17 protein-coding genes are annotated in these 16,891 nt (G+C 63.9%); 6 read left to right on the plus strand and 11 right to left on the minus strand.

Annotated features, from left to right (window positions below):
- The coding region (locus tag Q0K15_RS07535) for a hypothetical protein (RefSeq protein WP_294514782.1) at window positions 1–229 on the plus strand (229 nt) is incomplete at its 5' end.
- A gap of 173 nt (window positions 230–402) precedes the next feature.
- Here Q0K15_RS07535 and Q0K15_RS07540 read toward each other — a convergent pair.
- Genes Q0K15_RS07540 through Q0K15_RS07550 form a run of 3 tightly spaced genes read right to left on the minus strand, consistent with a single transcriptional unit; the run spans window position 403 to window position 1,791 of the window.
- Entirely contained in the window at window positions 403–573 is a 171-nt protein-coding gene (locus tag Q0K15_RS07540) for a hypothetical protein (RefSeq protein WP_294514785.1), read from the minus strand.
- Window positions 574–611: 38 nt separating this feature from the next.
- On the minus strand, window positions 612–1,235 hold the full coding sequence (locus Q0K15_RS07545; RefSeq protein ID WP_294514788.1) for a CYTH domain-containing protein: 624 nt from the start codon (window positions 1,233–1,235) through the stop codon (window positions 612–614).
- 4 nt (window positions 1,236–1,239) lie between these two features.
- Window positions 1,240–1,791 (minus strand): DUF2284 domain-containing protein, encoded by a 552-nt coding sequence (locus Q0K15_RS07550; RefSeq protein WP_294514791.1) that lies wholly within the window; start codon window positions 1,789–1,791, stop codon window positions 1,240–1,242.
- Window positions 1,792–1,947: 156 nt separating this feature from the next.
- Here Q0K15_RS07550 and glpK point away from each other — a divergent pair, with 156 nt between their 5' ends.
- Entirely contained in the window at window positions 1,948–3,444 is a 1,497-nt protein-coding gene (gene glpK, locus Q0K15_RS07555) for a glycerol kinase GlpK (RefSeq protein ID WP_294514794.1), read from the plus strand.
- A 49-nt stretch (window positions 3,445–3,493) separates the two neighbouring features.
- Here glpK and Q0K15_RS07560 read toward each other — a convergent pair whose 3' ends face one another.
- On the minus strand, window positions 3,494–4,207 hold the full coding sequence (locus Q0K15_RS07560; RefSeq protein WP_294514797.1) for a 4Fe-4S binding protein: 714 nt from the start codon (window positions 4,205–4,207) through the stop codon (window positions 3,494–3,496).
- 2 nt (window positions 4,208–4,209) lie between these two features.
- Complete coding sequence (locus Q0K15_RS07565) at window positions 4,210–4,707, minus strand: pyridoxamine 5'-phosphate oxidase family protein (RefSeq protein ID WP_294514801.1); 498 nt, start codon at window positions 4,705–4,707, stop codon at window positions 4,210–4,212.
- Window positions 4,708–4,793: 86 nt separating this feature from the next.
- Between Q0K15_RS07565 and Q0K15_RS07570 the strand changes: the two genes are divergently transcribed.
- Window positions 4,794–5,480: a Crp/Fnr family transcriptional regulator gene (locus Q0K15_RS07570; RefSeq protein ID WP_294514805.1), complete on the plus strand. Its 687-nt coding sequence runs from the start codon at window positions 4,794–4,796 to the stop codon at window positions 5,478–5,480.
- 75 nt (window positions 5,481–5,555) lie between these two features.
- Window positions 5,556–6,482: a sugar phosphate nucleotidyltransferase gene (locus Q0K15_RS07575; protein WP_294514808.1), complete on the plus strand. Its 927-nt coding sequence runs from the start codon at window positions 5,556–5,558 to the stop codon at window positions 6,480–6,482.
- 58 nt (window positions 6,483–6,540) lie between these two features.
- On the opposite strand, the gene Q0K15_RS07580 is transcribed toward Q0K15_RS07575, so the two are convergent.
- From Q0K15_RS07580 to Q0K15_RS07605, 6 genes are all read right to left on the minus strand, one after another.
- Window positions 6,541–7,629: a hypothetical protein gene (locus Q0K15_RS07580; RefSeq protein WP_294514811.1), complete on the minus strand. Its 1,089-nt coding sequence runs from the start codon at window positions 7,627–7,629 to the stop codon at window positions 6,541–6,543.
- Between the two features lie 49 nt (window positions 7,630–7,678).
- Window positions 7,679–7,951 (minus strand): GNAT family N-acetyltransferase, encoded by a 273-nt coding sequence (locus tag Q0K15_RS07585; protein WP_294514814.1) that lies wholly within the window; start codon window positions 7,949–7,951, stop codon window positions 7,679–7,681.
- 86 nt (window positions 7,952–8,037) lie between these two features.
- Window positions 8,038–10,335, minus strand: a complete 2,298-nt coding sequence (locus Q0K15_RS07590) for a HAMP domain-containing sensor histidine kinase (protein ID WP_294514817.1) — start codon at window positions 10,333–10,335, stop codon at window positions 8,038–8,040.
- Window positions 10,307–11,008: a response regulator transcription factor gene (locus Q0K15_RS07595; RefSeq protein WP_294514821.1), complete on the minus strand. Its 702-nt coding sequence runs from the start codon at window positions 11,006–11,008 to the stop codon at window positions 10,307–10,309. Before Q0K15_RS07595 ends, Q0K15_RS07590 begins: the two co-directional genes overlap by 29 nt.
- 76 nt (window positions 11,009–11,084) lie before the next feature.
- Window positions 11,085–12,485 carry a PLP-dependent aminotransferase family protein gene (locus Q0K15_RS07600; protein WP_294514824.1) on the minus strand — a complete coding sequence of 467 codons (1,401 nt, stop codon included), beginning with the start codon at window positions 12,483–12,485 and terminating at the stop codon, window positions 11,085–11,087.
- Window positions 12,482–13,675: a nucleotidyltransferase family protein gene (locus Q0K15_RS07605; protein ID WP_294514827.1), complete on the minus strand. Its 1,194-nt coding sequence runs from the start codon at window positions 13,673–13,675 to the stop codon at window positions 12,482–12,484. Before Q0K15_RS07605 ends, Q0K15_RS07600 begins: the two co-directional genes overlap by 4 nt.
- Before the next feature lie 159 nt (window positions 13,676–13,834).
- Between Q0K15_RS07605 and Q0K15_RS07610 the strand changes: the two genes are divergently transcribed.
- Together Q0K15_RS07610 and gdhA are read left to right on the plus strand one after the other, a co-directional pair.
- Window positions 13,835–15,031, plus strand: coding sequence for an acetate kinase (locus tag Q0K15_RS07610; protein ID WP_294514830.1), 1,197 nt, complete (start codon window positions 13,835–13,837; stop codon window positions 15,029–15,031).
- Window positions 15,032–15,310: 279 nt separating this feature from the next.
- The gene (gene gdhA / locus Q0K15_RS07615; protein WP_294514838.1) at window positions 15,311–16,660 is read left to right on the plus strand and encodes an NADP-specific glutamate dehydrogenase; all 1,350 of its coding nucleotides are present in this window, start codon (window positions 15,311–15,313) and stop codon (window positions 16,658–16,660) included.
- Window positions 16,661–16,891 lie beyond the last annotated feature (231 nt).

Genomic DNA, 16,891 nt, shown 5'->3' on the forward strand with positions numbered 1-16,891 from the left:
CTCACCACCTATTGCTATTTTACCTCTTGCAAACGAAAAAGCCCAGCTTTCGCTGGACTTTTTCGACAGGCTGAAGTCCCGGCTCCCCATGGAGCCGGGACTTTTTCATTTCTGGGACTTCTCTCCTCTGTTTTTGACAAGACCGTATAGCCGGATGAGAAAGGCAATCCAGAACAGGACGGCACAGATGATGTTCATCGGCAAGAGGAACTCCGGGGGCGGCTCGTGACGGGTATATACTGCAAGGACCACGCAGTTGACGGTCCAGACGATGGCCGCCGCCCCCGTCACCACCAAAGTCAGGAATCCCGCGATTTTATGCCTCACCACATCTCCTCCTACCCTGAACCTACTGTCTCTCTGTTCATGCACACCATATTCCGATCCGCTTTTAAAGAGCGATCAGTGCTGATGCGCCCTCCGGACAATGCCAAAAGCGAACATCGCACAGCCGAGCACGCCAATCACCCCTCTCCAAACCATCCCGGAAACAGAAAGAATGGTGGGAAGTGGGCAGACTGCGGCAAACAGGATCAGCAGCAATCCCACAATGGACAAAACGATCTTATTCATAACAGAACGACCCCTAAAAAGATGAAATCTCGCCGAACCTATCCTTCCACGGTCTTTGTGGTGAGCCGCACGGCCCGCTGGTATTTGGACTCGGAGGCCGGCCGCAGCTCGGAAAGGCGCAGAGCGGACACCACTCGCTCCAGGTCAGCCTGGGTGCCGGACCGAGCCTCGATCTCCACCTGACGCTCCCGGTACTCCTGGCCGGTGGACGGATTTTGATAGGTCACGTCGTCAAAGGCCAGTTCGAACCGCCCCCCCGCTGTCCGGGACACCTCGTAGGTCCGGCGGAGGTTGACCACCACCGCCATTGGCATCAGGGCTTCCAGGTCCACCTCCGGAAGATAGGTCCGCAGAAAGGCTCTGGGGTCGGCCTCCCCGTTCAGGACCAGCTCGTCCTCCCGCCGCAGAAAAGTACCTCCCTCACTGCGGAGCATGGACTTCACCGAGAGAAGGCGCTTCTCCCCCTTCTCCCGCAGGCGCAGGGAACCGCCCCCCTTGAGGATGGCCTCCCCGGGAGTATCGAAATAGGTATCCTGCTGGGGCGTTTCCTCCACAAAGGTCACCTGATAGCCCGCCCGGCTCAGCTGGGAGATAAGTTGGGTCTGGACCGCCCATGGCCGCGTGGAATCCACCACATATTTCTGCTCTAGTTCGGTGCCCATAGTCTTACCTCGTCAGGAAGGCGGCCACCGCCACGTTGTACTCCGGCAGGCCCTCCTTAGCCCACAGCAACTCCAGATCCAGCTGGTCCCGGGCCAGTCCGGTGAGGTCGAAGCCGAAGGCGGAAAAAGAATACCGCAGCCGCTCCGGCCGACGGCAGATCCGGCCGATGATCCGGCTGCACTTCTCACACTGCTCGCAGCGCCCCGCCGCCACCGTATAGGAGCCGGGCACCGCCTGCTCCATCTGGAGCAGAACCTCCAGCAGGGCCTTCTTCACCACGCCATAGCTGGCACTTCTGACTTCGTCAGCCGCTTTGTCCGAGACCAACGCCCTGGCCCGCTGCTCGTCGTCGTAGATCACCTTGATACCAATAAGGTAGACTGTACGGTAGCCCCCCAAAAGCTCCTCCGCCGCCGGTACCCCCGGCGGACAGGACCAGTTCATATTGTGGTCCGGACAGTGGAGGCAGGCATCCCGGAACAGGTCAGGAAAACAATACCTGTCAAGCCATTCCCTCACCGGCAGGGCCTTCACCCGCACCTCTGTGGTATACATGTCCTCACGCCTTTCCTGTACCCGCGCCAGGCGGGGACTCTCTTTGTTCCATCATAGCATTTCCCGCCCCTCTTGGCAAGAGAAACAAGTTTGGAGTATCCAAACCATCCCAAATGTGGTAAACTGGTCAAAACAACCACGTTTGGAGGCAAGCGTATGGGCAGATATATCCTGGCCCTGGACCAGGGCACCACCAGCTCCCGGGCCATTCTATTCGACGAGAAGCAGGCCATTACCGGGGTGGCTCAGAAGGAGTTCCCCCAGCTCTACCCCAGAGAGGGCTGGGTGGAACACGATCCCATGGAGATCTGGTCCTCCCAGTACGCCGTCATGATGGAGGTACTGGCCAAAACCGGGGTCTCCCCGTCGGAGGTGGCCGCCATCGGCATCACCAACCAGCGGGAGACCACCATCCTCTGGGACAAGGCCACCGGCAAGCCCATTCACAACGCCATCGTCTGGCAGTGCCGCCGCACCGCTCCCCTGGTAGACAGGCTTCTCTCCGATGGCCTGGGGGACCACATCCGCAGCACCACCGGCCTGGTGCCCGACGCCTACTTCTCCGCCACCAAGATCCGGTGGCTCCTGGACCACGTGGAGGGAGCCCAGGAGAAGGCGGAGTGGGGTGAGATTCTCTTCGGCACCGTGGACACCTGGCTCCTCTGGAAGCTCACCGGCGGGACAGTCCACGTCACCGATGTGACCAACGCCTCCCGGACCATGCTCTTCGACATCCGCCGCCTGGACTGGGACGACACCCTGCTCTCCGCCCTGAACATCCCCCGGGCTATGCTGCCGGAGGTCCGCTCCTCCAGCGAGGTCTACGGCTATGCCCAGCTGGGGGAGACCAGGGTGCCCATCTCCGGCATCGCCGGCGACCAGCAGGCTGCCCTCTTCGGCCAAACCTGCTTCGCCCCCGGAGAGGCCAAAAACACCTACGGCACCGGCTGCTTCCTCCTTATGAACACCGGCGAGACCCCCTGCGTCAGCAGCAACGGCCTCATCACCACCATCGCCGCGGGCCTGGGCGGCAAGGTCCAGTACGCCCTGGAGGGCTCCGTCTTTGTGGGCGGCGCCGTCATCCAGTGGCTCCGGGATGAGCTGCGCTTCCTCACCGAGAGCCGGGACGCCGAGTACTACGCCCAGAAGGTGGACGACACCGGCGGGGTCTACCTGGTGCCCGCCTTCACAGGGCTGGGGGCGCCCTATTGGGACATGTATGCCCGGGGCTGTCTGGTGGGCATCACCCGGGGCACTCGCAGGGAGCACATCATCCGGGCGGCCCAGGAGTCCATCGCCTATCAGGTCCGGGACCTGGCCGCCGCCATGGAAAAGGACACCGGTGTGCCTCTCCAGGCCCTCCGGGCCGACGGCGGAGCGAGTCGAGACGGCTTTTTGATGCAGTTCCAGGCCGACATTCTGGGCCGGGATGTGGTGCGTCCCGTCATTCGGGAGACCACCGCCCTGGGCGCCGCCTACCTGGCCGGTCTGGCGGTGGGGGTCTGGCGGGATCGGGAGGAAATCCGGGGCCTGTGGCGGAAGGATGTGACCTTCACCCCGGACATGACCGACGACCGCCGGGAAAAACTGCTGAAGGGCTGGCACCGTGCGGTGAAGCGCAGTCTGGATTGGGCCAGAGAGGACGCGGAATGACCAAGAGCGCCCCGGAGCGATTGCTCCGGGGCGCTCTTCATACTTGTGGTTACAGGTCCAGGATGCGGCCGTCGGTGGAGATGACGGTCACCTGCCAGGGGATGAGCTTGCCGCAGTTCTGGAGGGCACGCTTCACGGCGTTCTCCAGGCCGCCGCAGCAGGGCACCTCCATGCGGACCACGGTGACGCTCTTGATGTCATTCTGCCGCAGGATCTCGGTGAGCTTGTCGGCATAGTCCCCCTCGTCCAGCTTGGGGCAGCCCACCAGAGTGATCCGCCCCCGGATGAAGTCCCGGTGGAAGGCGGCGTAGGCATAGGCGGTGCAGTCGGCGGCCACCAACAGCTTGGCCCCGTCAAAGTAGGGGGCGTTCACCGGCACCAGCTTGATCTGCACCGGCCACTGGGAGAGCTGGCTCTCCTCTGCCGCAGCAGGAGCGGCGGGGGCGGCGCAGGGGGTACGCTGGATGCTCCGGGACTGGCTGCCGGGGCAGCCGCAGGGCAGGGGCCCGCCCGCCTTGGAAGCCTTGGCCTTCTTGGCCGCCTCCACGGCGGCGGCGTCGTAGGCCGGTGCCTCCCGGACTTCAAAGGTGATGGCGCCGGTGGGGCAGGCGGGCAGGCAGTCCCCCAGCCCGTCGCAGTAGTCCTCCCGCAGCAGATGGGCCTTGCCCTCCACCATGCCGATGGCACCCTCGTGGCAGGCGGCGGCGCACAGGCCGCAGCCGTTGCACTTCTCCTGGTCAATTTTGATGATCTTGCGCTCCATGTTTATTCCATCCTTCCGAATTTCATTTCTTTCCCGGCGGCGGCGTACTTCTTCCGCTTGCCGGTGAGGCCGGTGATCTTCACTCTCCAGACACCGGTACGGTCCAGGCTCCGGGCCACAGAGGCCTCGAAGTCCGCCATGTTGGAGGGGACATGCCGCTGGCACAGCAGGCGCAGGGCTTCGGTCTTTTCCATCGGATCGGTGACCTCCTCGGCCAGGCCGAAGGCCACCGCCGACTCGTACTCGGTGGTGAACTTGTCGGGCGGGATGTGGGTATCCCCCACCGCCGTCACGCACACCCGGCCGTCCCGGCGGAGGCAGTCCACCTTCTGTCCCTCCAGGGCACAGTGGAAGAAGAGCTCCTCCCCCCGGCGGGCGATGGTCACCGGCACGTTATAGGGCCAGCCCTCCGGGCCGGTCATACCCAGCACCGCATACTCGCACTTGTCCAGCACCATCCGGGCAAACTCGGCGTCCATCTCCCGGTCTTTTCTCCTCATTTCCGGTCCCCCCTTGTTTTTCTGTGCTTATTATCGTATACTGGAGCTCCAAAGTCAGTTGGAATTCCAACAAGTAGGAGTCTATCATGAAAAAATATCTGGAAATTCTCCGCCGTTCCCCCCTCTTCCGGGGCATTGCGCCGGAGGAGCTGGAGCAGCTCATCCCCTGCCTGGGGGGCGGCGCCCGGCGCTACGGCGCCGGGGCGGCCATCCTGCTGGCGGGAACCCCCGTCGGCCAGATGGGGCTGGTGCTCTCAGGCCGGGTCCAGGTGGTACGGGAGGAGTTCTCCGGCCACCGGGCCCTTCTGGCCGAGCTGGAGCCTGGGGAACTCTTCGCTGAGACCTTCGCCTGCGCCCCCGCCCTGCCCGGCGGCCTGCCGGTGACTGTTCTGGCCACCCAGGACTGTGAGGTACTTCTGCTAGACCTTCAGCGCGTGGTGCGTTCCTGTCCCAACGGTTGTCCCTTCCACAGCCGGCTGGTAAGCAATCTGCTGGGGGTGCTGGCTGGGAAGAACCTGGCCCTCAATCGCCGGATGGTTCACCTCTCCCGCCGCTCCACCCGGGAGAAGCTCCTCTCCTACCTCTCGGAACAGGCCGCCATGGCCGGTGGGATGGAGTTCACCATCCCTTTCGGGCGGCAGGAGCTGGCCGATTACCTGTGTGTGGAGCGCAGTGCCATGTCCGCCGTCCTCTCCCGGCTCCGAGCTGAGGGAGTGCTGGAGACTCACCGGAACCACTTCAAGCTCCTCCGGCTCCCGGAGGAGGCGCTCTGAAACGGCTCTTCCCTTTTGCCGCCCCAGCGTGTAAAATAGCCGTGAGAGACAACGAAACACAAGGAGGATACGAGCATGCAGAAACCTGTTTTGGTGGTGATGGCCGCGGGTATGGGCAGCCGTTACGGCGGCCTCAAGCAGCTGGACCCCGTGGGGGAACACGGTCAGCTCATCATCGACTACTCCATCTACGACGCCCGGCGGGCGGGATTTGAGACGGTGGTCTTCGTCATCAAGCACGCCATCGAGGACACTTTTAAGGCCGGCATTGGCGACCGGCTGGGCAAGGTCATGGACGTGCGCTACGCCTATCAGGAGCTGGATGACCTGCCCGAGGGCTATACGGTCCCCGAGGGCCGGGTGAAGCCCTGGGGCACCTGTCACGCCATTCTGGCCGCTCGAAAGGTGGTGGACGGCCCCTTCGCCGTCATCAACTCCGATGACTATTACGGCCCCGAGGCCTTTCGGGAGATGTACGACTACCTCTCCACCCATGAAGACCAGCCCGGCTGCTATGAGTACGCCATGGTGGGCTACCTGCTGGGGAACACCGTCACCGAGCACGGCCATGTGGCCCGCGGGGTATGCGTGGAGACGGAGGATCACTTCCTCAAGAGCGTTACCGAGCACACCCACATCGAAAAGGACGGGGAGGACGCCCGCTCCACCCAGGACGGCGGACAGACCTGGCAGCATCTGGCCGGGGATACCATCGTATCCATGAACCTGTGGGGCTTCACCCGCAGCTTCCTCACCGAGGCGGAAGCCCGCTTCCCCGCCTTCCTGGACCGGGCACTGAAGGATGACCCCATCAAGGGGGAATACTTCCTGCCCAGCGTGGTGAGCGCCCTCATCGGGGAGGGCAAGGCCCGGGTGAAGGTCCTGCGCAGCCGGGACCGCTGGTATGGCGTCACCTACCACGAGGACAAGCCGGTGGTGGTGGCCGCCATCGCCCGTATGACCAAAGAAGGGCTCTACCCCGCCGACCTGTGGGGCGAATAAGGCAAAAACGAAAAAACGGCGTGTGCACACTGCACACGCCGTTTTTTGTGCGCTGGCTTCAGCCGCAGACCCCGTTCTTCACGTGGACGATGAAGTCCTGGACGTTGGTGACGATGGTCTTGACCGTCAGGCTGCCCCGGTCCCGGAGCTTGTTGACGGCAAACTCCGAGATGTCCACCGAGTAGAAATAGAGGGGACGGACCACCCCATCCACCACCCGGTAGCAGGGGGTCATATTGCCGGTGGCCACGGTATGTAGGGTGGAGGCCATGCAGATGATGGTGGTGGCCTTCCGGATGAGGTTGCGCATGGCGTCCTGGCCCTCGTACACGTTGCCGTACACCTCGGGCAGGGGACCATCGTCCCGGACGGAGCCCACCAGCACGAAGGGAACGCCCTTCTTCACGCACTCGTAGATGATGCCGTCCTTCACGGCGCCGGAGTCCACAAAGGCCTGGATGGACCCCAGGCGGCGGACGTCGTTGATGGTGTCGATGTGGTTGTAGTGGCCGTTGGGCTGGCTGCGCTGGGTATAGATGTCCTGACCCAGGGCAGTGCCCCGGCAGCCGGCCTCCAGGTCGTGGGTGGCCAGAGCGTTGCCCCCCAGCACCCCGTCCACAAAGCCCTCCCGCACCAGGGCGGCAAAGGCAGACCGGGCGTCGGCGTCGAAGGTACAGGCGGGACCCATGACCCACAAAATATTGCCGTGCTCCCGCTCGTGGCGGAGGAGCTCATACATGGAGTCGTAGTCCATGGAGTAGGCCGTCTCACGGCTGCGGCCCTGGCGGAAGGAAAAGGCCTCCCCTTCCGCGCTCCGCTCCTCTTCAAAGCCGGTGGTGTGGACGTAGATGCCCTGGCTGCCGTCCTCAGTACGGCCCACCGCCACCGGGTCACCCGCCTTCACATTGCGGAACTCCACGATGGAGATGCCGCCGTCCCGGCAGACGGCCACGCAGTCCATGCGGCTCTCCTGGGCCAGCACCCAACGGCCGCCCAGGCGGAAATACTCCGGGAACATGGTAGTGGCATGGTACCCTTCGGGCACCACCCCGTCCTTGGGGGCGGGGACCAGAGACACATCGGGGGCCTCGCCGAGGCCCAGGGCAGCAAAGTCGGGGGCATGGTATGCAGGCAGTACAAAACTCATGTTCCAGATCTCTCCTTCTTAAATTCTCTGATCCGCACGCACGGCGGCGTCACTTCAAAAGGTCCGATTCCTCCGGGTGGTCCTGGAACCAGGCCACGGCGTAGGAGCATACCGGTACCACCTTCAGCTCCCGCTGCCGGCAGCGTTTGGCCACGGCGGCCATCAGCTTTCCCGCCGTCCCCTGTCCCCGGAGCTCCGGCGAGACATAGGTGTGGTCGATGGATACGGCCCGGTCTGATCGCTGGTGGAAGGTGACCTGGGCCGCCATGCGGCCGGACTCGTCCTTGACGTAGATCCGCTCGGCCTCATAGATGAATTCCATAGGCTTTCCTTTCCGCGCCAAAAGCGCCCGCGTGATATACATACAGTATACCACACGGGCGCCTTGTTGCCCACCCCCTGTTTTCGTCAACCGGAGGTGGGGAAGGTCACCTCCACGGTGAAGAGGTCGGCGTCGGTCTCCACCCGGAGGGTGCCGCCGCAGGCGGCGGTGAAGCTGCTGGCGATGGCCAGGCCCAGACCGCTGCCGCCGTCGGTGCGACTGACGTCTCCGCGGACGAACCGGGCGGTGAAATCCACCCCGGAGGGCAATTCGTCCCGGGAGGTATTCTTCACTCGGGCCACTGCCCGGCCCTCAATAACCTCCAGAGTGACATAGACCCGGCTGCCCTCCAGGGAGTAGCGGAGGGCATTCTGGATCAGGTTCTGGAAGACCCGGTAGAGCCGGTCCCCGTCGGCGGTGATCCACACCGGATTGCTGGGCAGTGTGGTGCGGAAGGTGAGGCCACTGCGGCGGATGGTCTCGTCCATGTCGGCCATGGTCTGGTCCAGCAGGCGGGTGAGGTCCAGCTGTTCCATGTGCAGCGGCAGCTCCCCGGAGGCCGCCTTGCTCACCTCAAAGACGTCCTGCACCATGACCTGGAGCCGTCTCGCCTTCTCATTGAGGATACGGATATAGTCCTTCACATGGGGGGGCAGGTCCTCCTCCTCCCCCAGCAGGGCGGCGTAGCTCACCACCGAGGTGAGCGGTGTCTTTAAATCGTGGGAGACGTTGGCGATGAGCTCCACCTTCATCCGCTCGCTCTTCATCTGCTCGGCCACGGCGGAGCGCAGGCCCTCCTGGACCCGGTTGAGGTCGCCCGCGGCGGCGGATAGGTCGGAGCCCTCGGGCAGGGTCAGGGGCTGGGCCGATCCGCCGGCACGCAGCGTGGAGAGCTGGTCGGTGAGGGGGACCAGGTCACGGAGGAGAAGCCAGGTCCGGTCCAGCAGCCAGGCCAGGGGGAGGAGCAGGAGCAGTACCACCAGCAGGGCGGTCAGGATGCTCCCAAACGAGGAGAGTCCCGTGTGGTCCCAGCAGTAGGAAAACACTGTGATGAGGGCCAGGAAAGCCAGGATGAGTACTCCGGCCGCCGCCCCCGCCATCCGGGCCAGGAACCGCCGCCGCAGGGGCTGGGCAAGCTCCGTTCCTCGGAACACCCGCCATAGCCAGCTCAGTCCCCGGAACAGGGTGGCAAATAGCCCGTGGCGCCACGGCTTTTCGTTGCAGCGCAGATCGCATACGACCACATAAAGGGTGGCCAGCCACAGTCCGGCAGTCAGGACAAACAGGGCGAGGAAAAACAGAAAAGACTCCACATAGCCCACAGCCCACCGCAGTTCGGAGAGGGTCCGCAGGGCGGGGAAAGGTAAAAAGACGAGCAGCAGCAGCTTCCACTCAAACCAGATGTGAGAGGCCAGCCGGGCGGAGAGGGCCCCCGCCGCCGACTTTCCGCCGGAGAAGAGCTTGGCACACAGGCTGTTTTTCCAGACCTGCTTGTTGTGCCGCAGGTCACACCCCGTCAGATAGAGGAGCACGGGGTAGCAGATCAGAAAGGCCAGGCCCGTCACGGCGGCATAGGCGTTGAGCCCCCAGAAAAAGCCCCCAATGAGGAGCTGCCAGAACAGGAAAGCCGGGAAGATCGTCCAGAGGGCCTTGACCTCGAACCACACTTTGGCCGTCCGGGCGGCGATGGCGGCTCTCGCCTCCCGCCGGGCCTTCCGCAGCACCACCGCCAGAGTGAGGCACAGCACTGCACCCGCCCAGACCCCGAAAAGGCCCAGGTAGCCATACCGGACGTAGGTGATCACCTGCGTCATGTTCCAGATGGGCTCCCACCAGCCGTGGTCCACCGGCCGGGAGGCCACGGCCAGGTAAACCGTATAGTTTTCCAGGCCGTCGGGGTCCCGGTTGGTATAGCCCGGCACATCCCACTGGCTGTCCTCGGTGTAGTAGCCGTCGCCGTAGACGTCTACCGCCTCCCCGTCCTTAGTGATGACCACCCTCCCGTTCCGAAAGGCCAGGAGAAAGTCATATCCCTCCGGCAGGCCGCGGCTTAAGTCGTAGCCGGTGTTGGTATAGACGATGTCTTCGTACCCGGACCGGTAGCTGCCGGAGTAGAGGAGATTGGTGCTTACATCGGCATTTTCCCAGAGATGATAGGTCCACCCGCTCTGGAGACAGTTGAGGACATCGTATAGATAGCCTGTCATCTCCCGCCGGAAGTAGGCCGTATCCCGGTAGTCGCTCTGAAAAACCACCTCCGGCCCCAGCCCCCGGGGGGCCAATCCCCAGGCGGCGTACCACGTCCCCACACATCCCGTCAGGGTGAGATAAAACCCCAGAAAGAGGGTAATTAAACTAGCCCATTTTTTCCATCTTGTAACCAATGCCCCACACCACCTTCAAGTATTCCGGTTTCTTGGGATTGAGCTCGATCTTCTCCCGGATGCGGCGGATGTGGACCATCACCGTGTTCTCCGGGGCGAAGCACTCCCCTTCCCACACCCGGCGGTAGATCTCCTCCGCCGGGAAGATGCGGCCCAGGTTCCGCATGAGGAGATCCACGATCCGGGTCTCGGTGGCCGTGAGTTTCACCGGTTCCCCGTCGGCCTTCAGGCTCATGCCCTCCGGGTCGTAGGTGAGGCGGCCGTTGACGATCACGTCCATGCGCCCCTCGGCGTTCACGTCCCCCAGGCTGGTGTACCGCCGCAGCTGGCTGCGGACCCGGGCCACCAGCTCCGGCGGGCTGAAGGGCTTGGTCACGTAGTCGTCCGCCCCCACCGAGAGGCCCAGGATTTTGTCGGTATCCTCACTGCGGGCGGAGAGGACGATGATGGGCAGGTTCCGCTTCTCCCTAATGCGCAGCACCGCCGAGAGTCCGTCCAGCCGGGGCATCATCACATCCATGATGATGAGCCGGATGGCCGGGTCCAGGGCCAGATCCAGGGCCTCCATACCGTTGTAGGCCCGGAGGACCTGATAGCCCTCCCGCTCCAGCAAAATGGCAATGGCCCCTACGATCTCCCGGTCGTCGTCCACCACTAAAATCCGCTCGTCCATAGATCGAAACTCCTTCCTGATGCCTCCAGCATAGCAGGCAACTCTTACAGCCCCACCGGGCATTTCTTACAAATCTCTAACGACTGCCCCAGGCCGTCTTCAGCCGCCGGAAGGCCTGACGGATGTCCTCGGCCTCCAGCCGGGCGTAGCCCATGATGAGGGTGGGAGGCAGCTCCTCCGGGGGCGGCGTCAGCCAGTAGGCCGACAGGGGGTAGACCGCCACCCCCTCCGCCGCCGCCCGCTCCACCAGCTCCCCCTCCTCCATACCGTTTTCCAGGGTGAGGAGCATGTGGAGGCCGGCATCCGCCCCCGAGAGCCGGGCGGGGAAGCCCAACTCCTTCACGCAGGCGGTGAGGGCGGCCTTCCGGTCCCGGTACTCCACCCGCATCCGGGCGATGTGCCGCTCGAAGTGTCCACCTTCCAAAAACCGGGCCAGGGTGTACTGCTCAAAGGAGGGGACGGTGGAGGAGTAGAGCAGAAACTCCCGCCGGTACCGCTCCGCCAGGTGGGAGGGGAGCACCATGTAACCAATGCGGAGAGAGGGGGCCAGGCTCTTAGCGAAGGTGTTGAGGTAGACCACCCGCTCCCCAGCGTCCAGGCTCTGGAGGGCCGGGATGGGGCGGCCGGAAAAACGGAACTCGCTGTCGTAGTCGTCCTCGATGATGTACCGCTCCTCCCCCGCCGCCGCCCAGGCCAGGAGCTCCCGCCGCCGGGTCACCGGCATGACGGTGCCCAGGGGGAAGTGGTGGGAGGGGGTCACGTGGACCACCCGGGCCCCCGACCAGGTGAGGGCATCCACCCGGAGCCCCTGCTCATCCAGAGGGATGGGACAGATGAGGGCCCCCTGCCGGGAGAGGATGCGTCCGAATTTCCGGTAGCCCGGGTTTTCCACAGCATAGCCCCCCTCCCGGCCCAGAAGCTGAAAGAGGATGCCGGTAAGGTATTCCGACCCAGCCCCCACCACCACCTGGCCGGGGTGGGCGTCGATGCCCCGGAACTCCCGGAGGTAGTCAACAATGGCGGCGCGGAGAGCGGGCACCCCCTGGGGATGGATGGCCGACAGCAGGCCGCTGTCCTCCTTGGTGAGGACCTGCCGCATGAGCTTGGCCCAGGTGGCGAAGGGAAAGTGGGCGGCATCCACGGCGTTGGTGGCAAAGTCGTACCGGGGCGCATCGGCAGGTGGTGGAGCCGTCTTTTCCCGAAGGGGCACCGGTGCAGCCGGTGCCAGCGCCGGCTCCAGGTCGGCAACAAAAAAGCCCCGCTTGGGCTCAGAGCGCAGATAGCCCTCGGCCAGGAGCTGGCCGTAGGCCCCCTCCACCGTCACCACACTCACCTTTAAATGGGCGGAGAGGGCCCGCTTGGAGGGCAGCTTCTCCCCGGCGGAGAGGACCCCCGATTCGATGTCCCGCCGAATCTGGCGGTAGAGCTGCTCATAGAGGGGGGTACTTAGGCTGGGGTCCAGCACCGGTGTGATCATATCGTCCCCTCCCCATTCTTTTTCTGCCCGGACAGGACCACCGGTCCCGTCCGCCACTCCACACCCCCGGGCCAAGGCCGGGCGAAGCACAGGCCGTAGAGGTCGGTGCACCGGGCCTCCAGCCCCGCCAGCTTCTCTCCCGCACCGGGCAGGGCCTTGGCGTGGGCCGGCTTGGTGATGACGGGGATACTGGCCCGCTTCCTCATCTCCCGAAGCACCTCCCGGCCCCGGTCGGTGAAGCCCAGGACCTTGAGGTAAGGGATCTTCGACGGCCGGTCTGCGGCGGTGAGCCCCAGCATGGCCCAGGCCGTCAGCCGACGCACCCGGGCGTGGGCGTACCGCTTGGTCTTAGCAAGGTTATAGACCTCCTCCAGGCTCCCCGCCCGCCGTCCCGCCTCCAGCAGCCGGGCGGCCAAGCCCTCCCCGCTGTCGGGGAGGGCCTCCGCCTCCGCCAGGCTCATGGTGCGCAGACGGGCCAGGGCCCACCGCTCGCACCACTCCATGGAGGCGATATCCCCCTGCCAACATTCCGTGAGGTAGCCCTCCGCCCGGGCGATCTTCCCCTGCCGAAGCCAGGCCCGGAGCGTGGAGGCCGAGGCGAAGCCTTCCGCTGGCGCTCCGTCATGGCGGGCTCCCACCCGTCTCACTGTCAGCGCCCCCATTTCCGGCGGCAGCGCCCGCAGGTATTCCACCCCCAGGTTGTCATTGGGGTTTTCCAGACGGCTGGCCCCCTCCGCCCCCAGCAGTTCCTCCGCCGCCCGGTGGCGGCAGACGGCAAAGGGCAGCCCCTGGTCCAGGAAGCCCCGGAGGGCGGTCCGGTAGTCCTCCGAGTCCAGACATTCCGCCGCCCGCCGCAGACCTTCCAGCTCCCCCGACTCGCTGCCGAAAGACAGGGTGTCCACCACCCCGGTGGCAGACAGCACCCCCACGCCTCCCCGTGCAAAGGTCTCCGCCGAGGCGCAGGCCCAGGGGGTGGGCAGCTCCAGGATGAGGTCGGCGCCCCCCCGCAGAGCCATGGCCGCCCGGGTCCACTTGTCGGTGACGGCGCACTCCCCCCGCTGGACCCAGTGCCCGCTCATGGCGCACACCACCGCCGTGTCCGCCCCCAGGGTCCGTCTGGTTTCGTCAATTTGCCAGTCGTGTCCCCGGTGAAAGGGGTTATATTCAGCAATGATGCCCGCAACGTTCATTGGTGCTACCTCCGGAAGGAAATTTTTTGACTTTTTCTGAAAGAATGGGTTGTTCTTTTCTGCGGAATGGGCTACAATTATACTGTCATTTTAGCGGAACGAGCGCAGATACGCAAGGACCGCCAATTATATTTCATCTCAAAGGAGCGGGATCACACAATGAAAGTTCTCGTCATCAACGCCGGCAGTTCTTCTCTGAAATACCAGCTCATGGACCCCCAGACCCAGGAGGTCCTGGCCAAGGGCCTGTGCGAGCGCATCGGCATCGACGGCCGTCTGACCCACAAAGTCCCCGCCACCAACGGCAAGTATGAGTTTGAGATCCCCATGCCCACCCACGCTGAGGCCATCCAGGCTGTGCTGGACGCCCTGACCAACGCTGAGCACGGCGTCATCAAGGGCATGTCCGAGATCGACGCCGTTGGCCACCGCGTGGTGCACGGCGGTGAGAAGTTCGCCTCCTCCGTCCTCATCGACGACTCCGTCATGGCCGCCATTGAGGAGTGCATCCCCCTGGCCCCCCTGCACAACCCCGCCAACATCACCGGCATCAAGGCCTGCCAGAAGGTCATGCCCGGCGTGCCCATGGTGGCTGTGTTCGACACCGCCTTCCACCAGACCATGCCCGCCCGCGCCTTCATCTACGCCATCCCCTATGAGTACTATGAGGAGAACCACGTCCGCCGCTACGGCTTCCACGGCACCTCCCACCTGTATGTCTCTCGCCGGGCTGCCGCCATGCTGGGCCGTCCCATCGAGGAACTGAAGATCGTCACCTGCCACCTGGGCAACGGCGCCTCTGTCTGCGCCATTGACGGCGGTAAGTCCATCGAGACCTCCATGGGCTTTACTCCCCTGGACGGCCTGCCCATGGGCACCCGTTGCGGCTCCATCGATGTGTCCATCATCGAGTACCTCATGGAGACCCACCACCTGACCATCGAGGAAGTCATGAACATCCTCAACAAGAAGTCCGGCGTGCTGGGTGTCTCCGGTGTGTCCTCCGACTTCCGTGACATCGAGTCCGCTGCCGCAGAGGGCAATAAGCGCGCTCAGCTGGCTCTGGATATGTTCTGCTATAAGACCACCAAGCGCATCGCCTCCGCTTCCGCTGCCATGGGCGGCGTGGACGCCGTGGTCTTCACCGCCGGTGTGGGTGAGAACTCTCCCGAGCTGCGTGAGCAGATCGTGGCCAACCTGGGCTTCATGGGTATCAAGATCGACCCCGAGAAGAATAAGGTCCGGGGCGAGGAGAAGGACATCTCCGCCGCCGACGCCCGCGTCCACACCCTCCTCATCCCCACCAACGAGGAGCTGGTCATCGCTCAGGATACCGCTGCTATTGTCGGCAAGTAAGCCTCTCCGTTTTAGGCACGCAAAGATGGACCTCCGTTTGATCGGAGGTCCATCTTTTTTTATTTTGCATCATTGCCCCGCCTATCAGAGCGCCATTTTTGGTATCCTGCCAAAATCGCAGCGTCTCGAATGCAACTTTTCATTTTTTTCTTGCAATCTTTATCTAGGTGAAGTATAATACATTCCAAATTCCGGCGTTCCCCCCGGACGGGCAGGTGTTCTCCGGATGCGCTACAAAATCAGGCGGGGCCACCCGTCAAAACAAAGGGGTTTTGGAAAATGGAATTCAAGAACGATTACTTGCAGAGCGTATACGACGCGGCAGTGAAGAAGGACCCCAACCAGCCGGAGTTCCTCCAGGCGGTGGGTGAGGTGCTGGAGTCCCTCCAGCCCGTGGTGGAGAAGCGTCCCGACCTCCAGAAGGCGGGCATCCTCCAGCGCATCGTGGAGCCCGAGCGGGTCATCCAGTTCCGGGTGCCCTGGGTGGACGACGCGGGCAACGTGCAGGTCAACCGCGGTTTCCGGGTGCAGTTCAACTCCGCCATCGGCCCCTACAAGGGCGGCCTGCGGTTCCACCCCAGCGTGAACCTTTCCATCATCAAGTTCCTGGGCTTTGAGCAGATTTTTAAGAACTCCCTCACCGGCCTGCCCATGGGCGGCGGCAAGGGCGGCTCCGACTTCGACCCCAAGGGTAAGTCCGACGCCGAGGTCATGCGCTTCTGCCAGTCCTTCATGACCGAGCTGCAGCGCCACATCGGCCAGTTCACCGACGTGCCCGCCGGCGACATCGGCGTGGGCGCCCGTGAGATTGGCTTCATGTACGGCCAGTACAAGCGCCTGCGCAACGAGTTCACCGGCGTGCTCACTGGCAAGGGCCTCACCTACGGCGGCTCCCTGGCCCGCACCGAGGCCACCGGCTACGGTCTGTGCTATTTCACCGACGAGATGCTCAAGGCCAACGGCAAGAGCTTTGAGGGCCAGCGGGTGGTCATCTCCGGCTCCGGCAACGTGGCCATCTACGCCAACCAGAAGGCCACCCAGCTGGGCGGAAAGGTCATCGCTATGAGCGACTCCAACGGCTACATCGTGGACGAGAACGGCATTGACTACAAGGTCATGCAGGAGATCAAGGAGGTCAAGCGGGCCCGGATCAAGACCTACCTGGACTATGTCCCCTCCGCCAAGTACGTGGAGGGCTGCGCCGGCATCTGGACCGTCCCCTGCGACATCGCCCTTCCCTGCGCCACCCAGAACGAGCTGGACGGCGCCTCCGCTCAGATTCTGGTGAAGAACGGCTGCTTCGCCGTGGCTGAGGGCGCCAACATGCCCTCTACCCCTGAGGCTGTCACCATCTTCCAGGCCAATGGCATCCTCTTTGGGCCCGCCAAGGCTGCCAACGCCGGCGGTGTGGCCACCTCCGGTCTGGAGATGAGCCAGAACTCCCTGCGCCTGAGCTGGACCTTTGAGGAGGTCGACGAGAAGCTCCACGGCATCATGACCAACATCTACCACAACGCCGCCAAGGCCGCCGAGGAGTACGGCATGCCCGGCAACCTGGTGGCCGGCGCCAACATTGCCGGCTTCCTCAAAGTGGCGGATGCTATGCTGTGGCAGGGTATTTCCTACTGAGTATATCTGCTTTGACTTGAAGTGCATATCCCACTTATCGTCCGCCACTTGGGGCCCCGGCAGAGCCGGGGCGGCGCGGTAAGCGCTGTACAAGGGGGGGCTGGCCCACATGGGCCAGCCCCCCCTTGCCGCAGGGCGAATTCACTTCGCCCGAGGATGTGAAATCAGACGGGGTCCCCAAAACGCCCCGCGTTTTGGGGCGGCGGATGCTATGCTGTGGCAGGGTATTTC

Origin of the sequence: uncultured Intestinimonas sp. (assembly GCF_944387245.1) — a bacterium.
In the GTDB taxonomy this organism is placed as follows: Bacteria; Bacillota; Clostridia; order Oscillospirales; family Oscillospiraceae; genus Intestinimonas.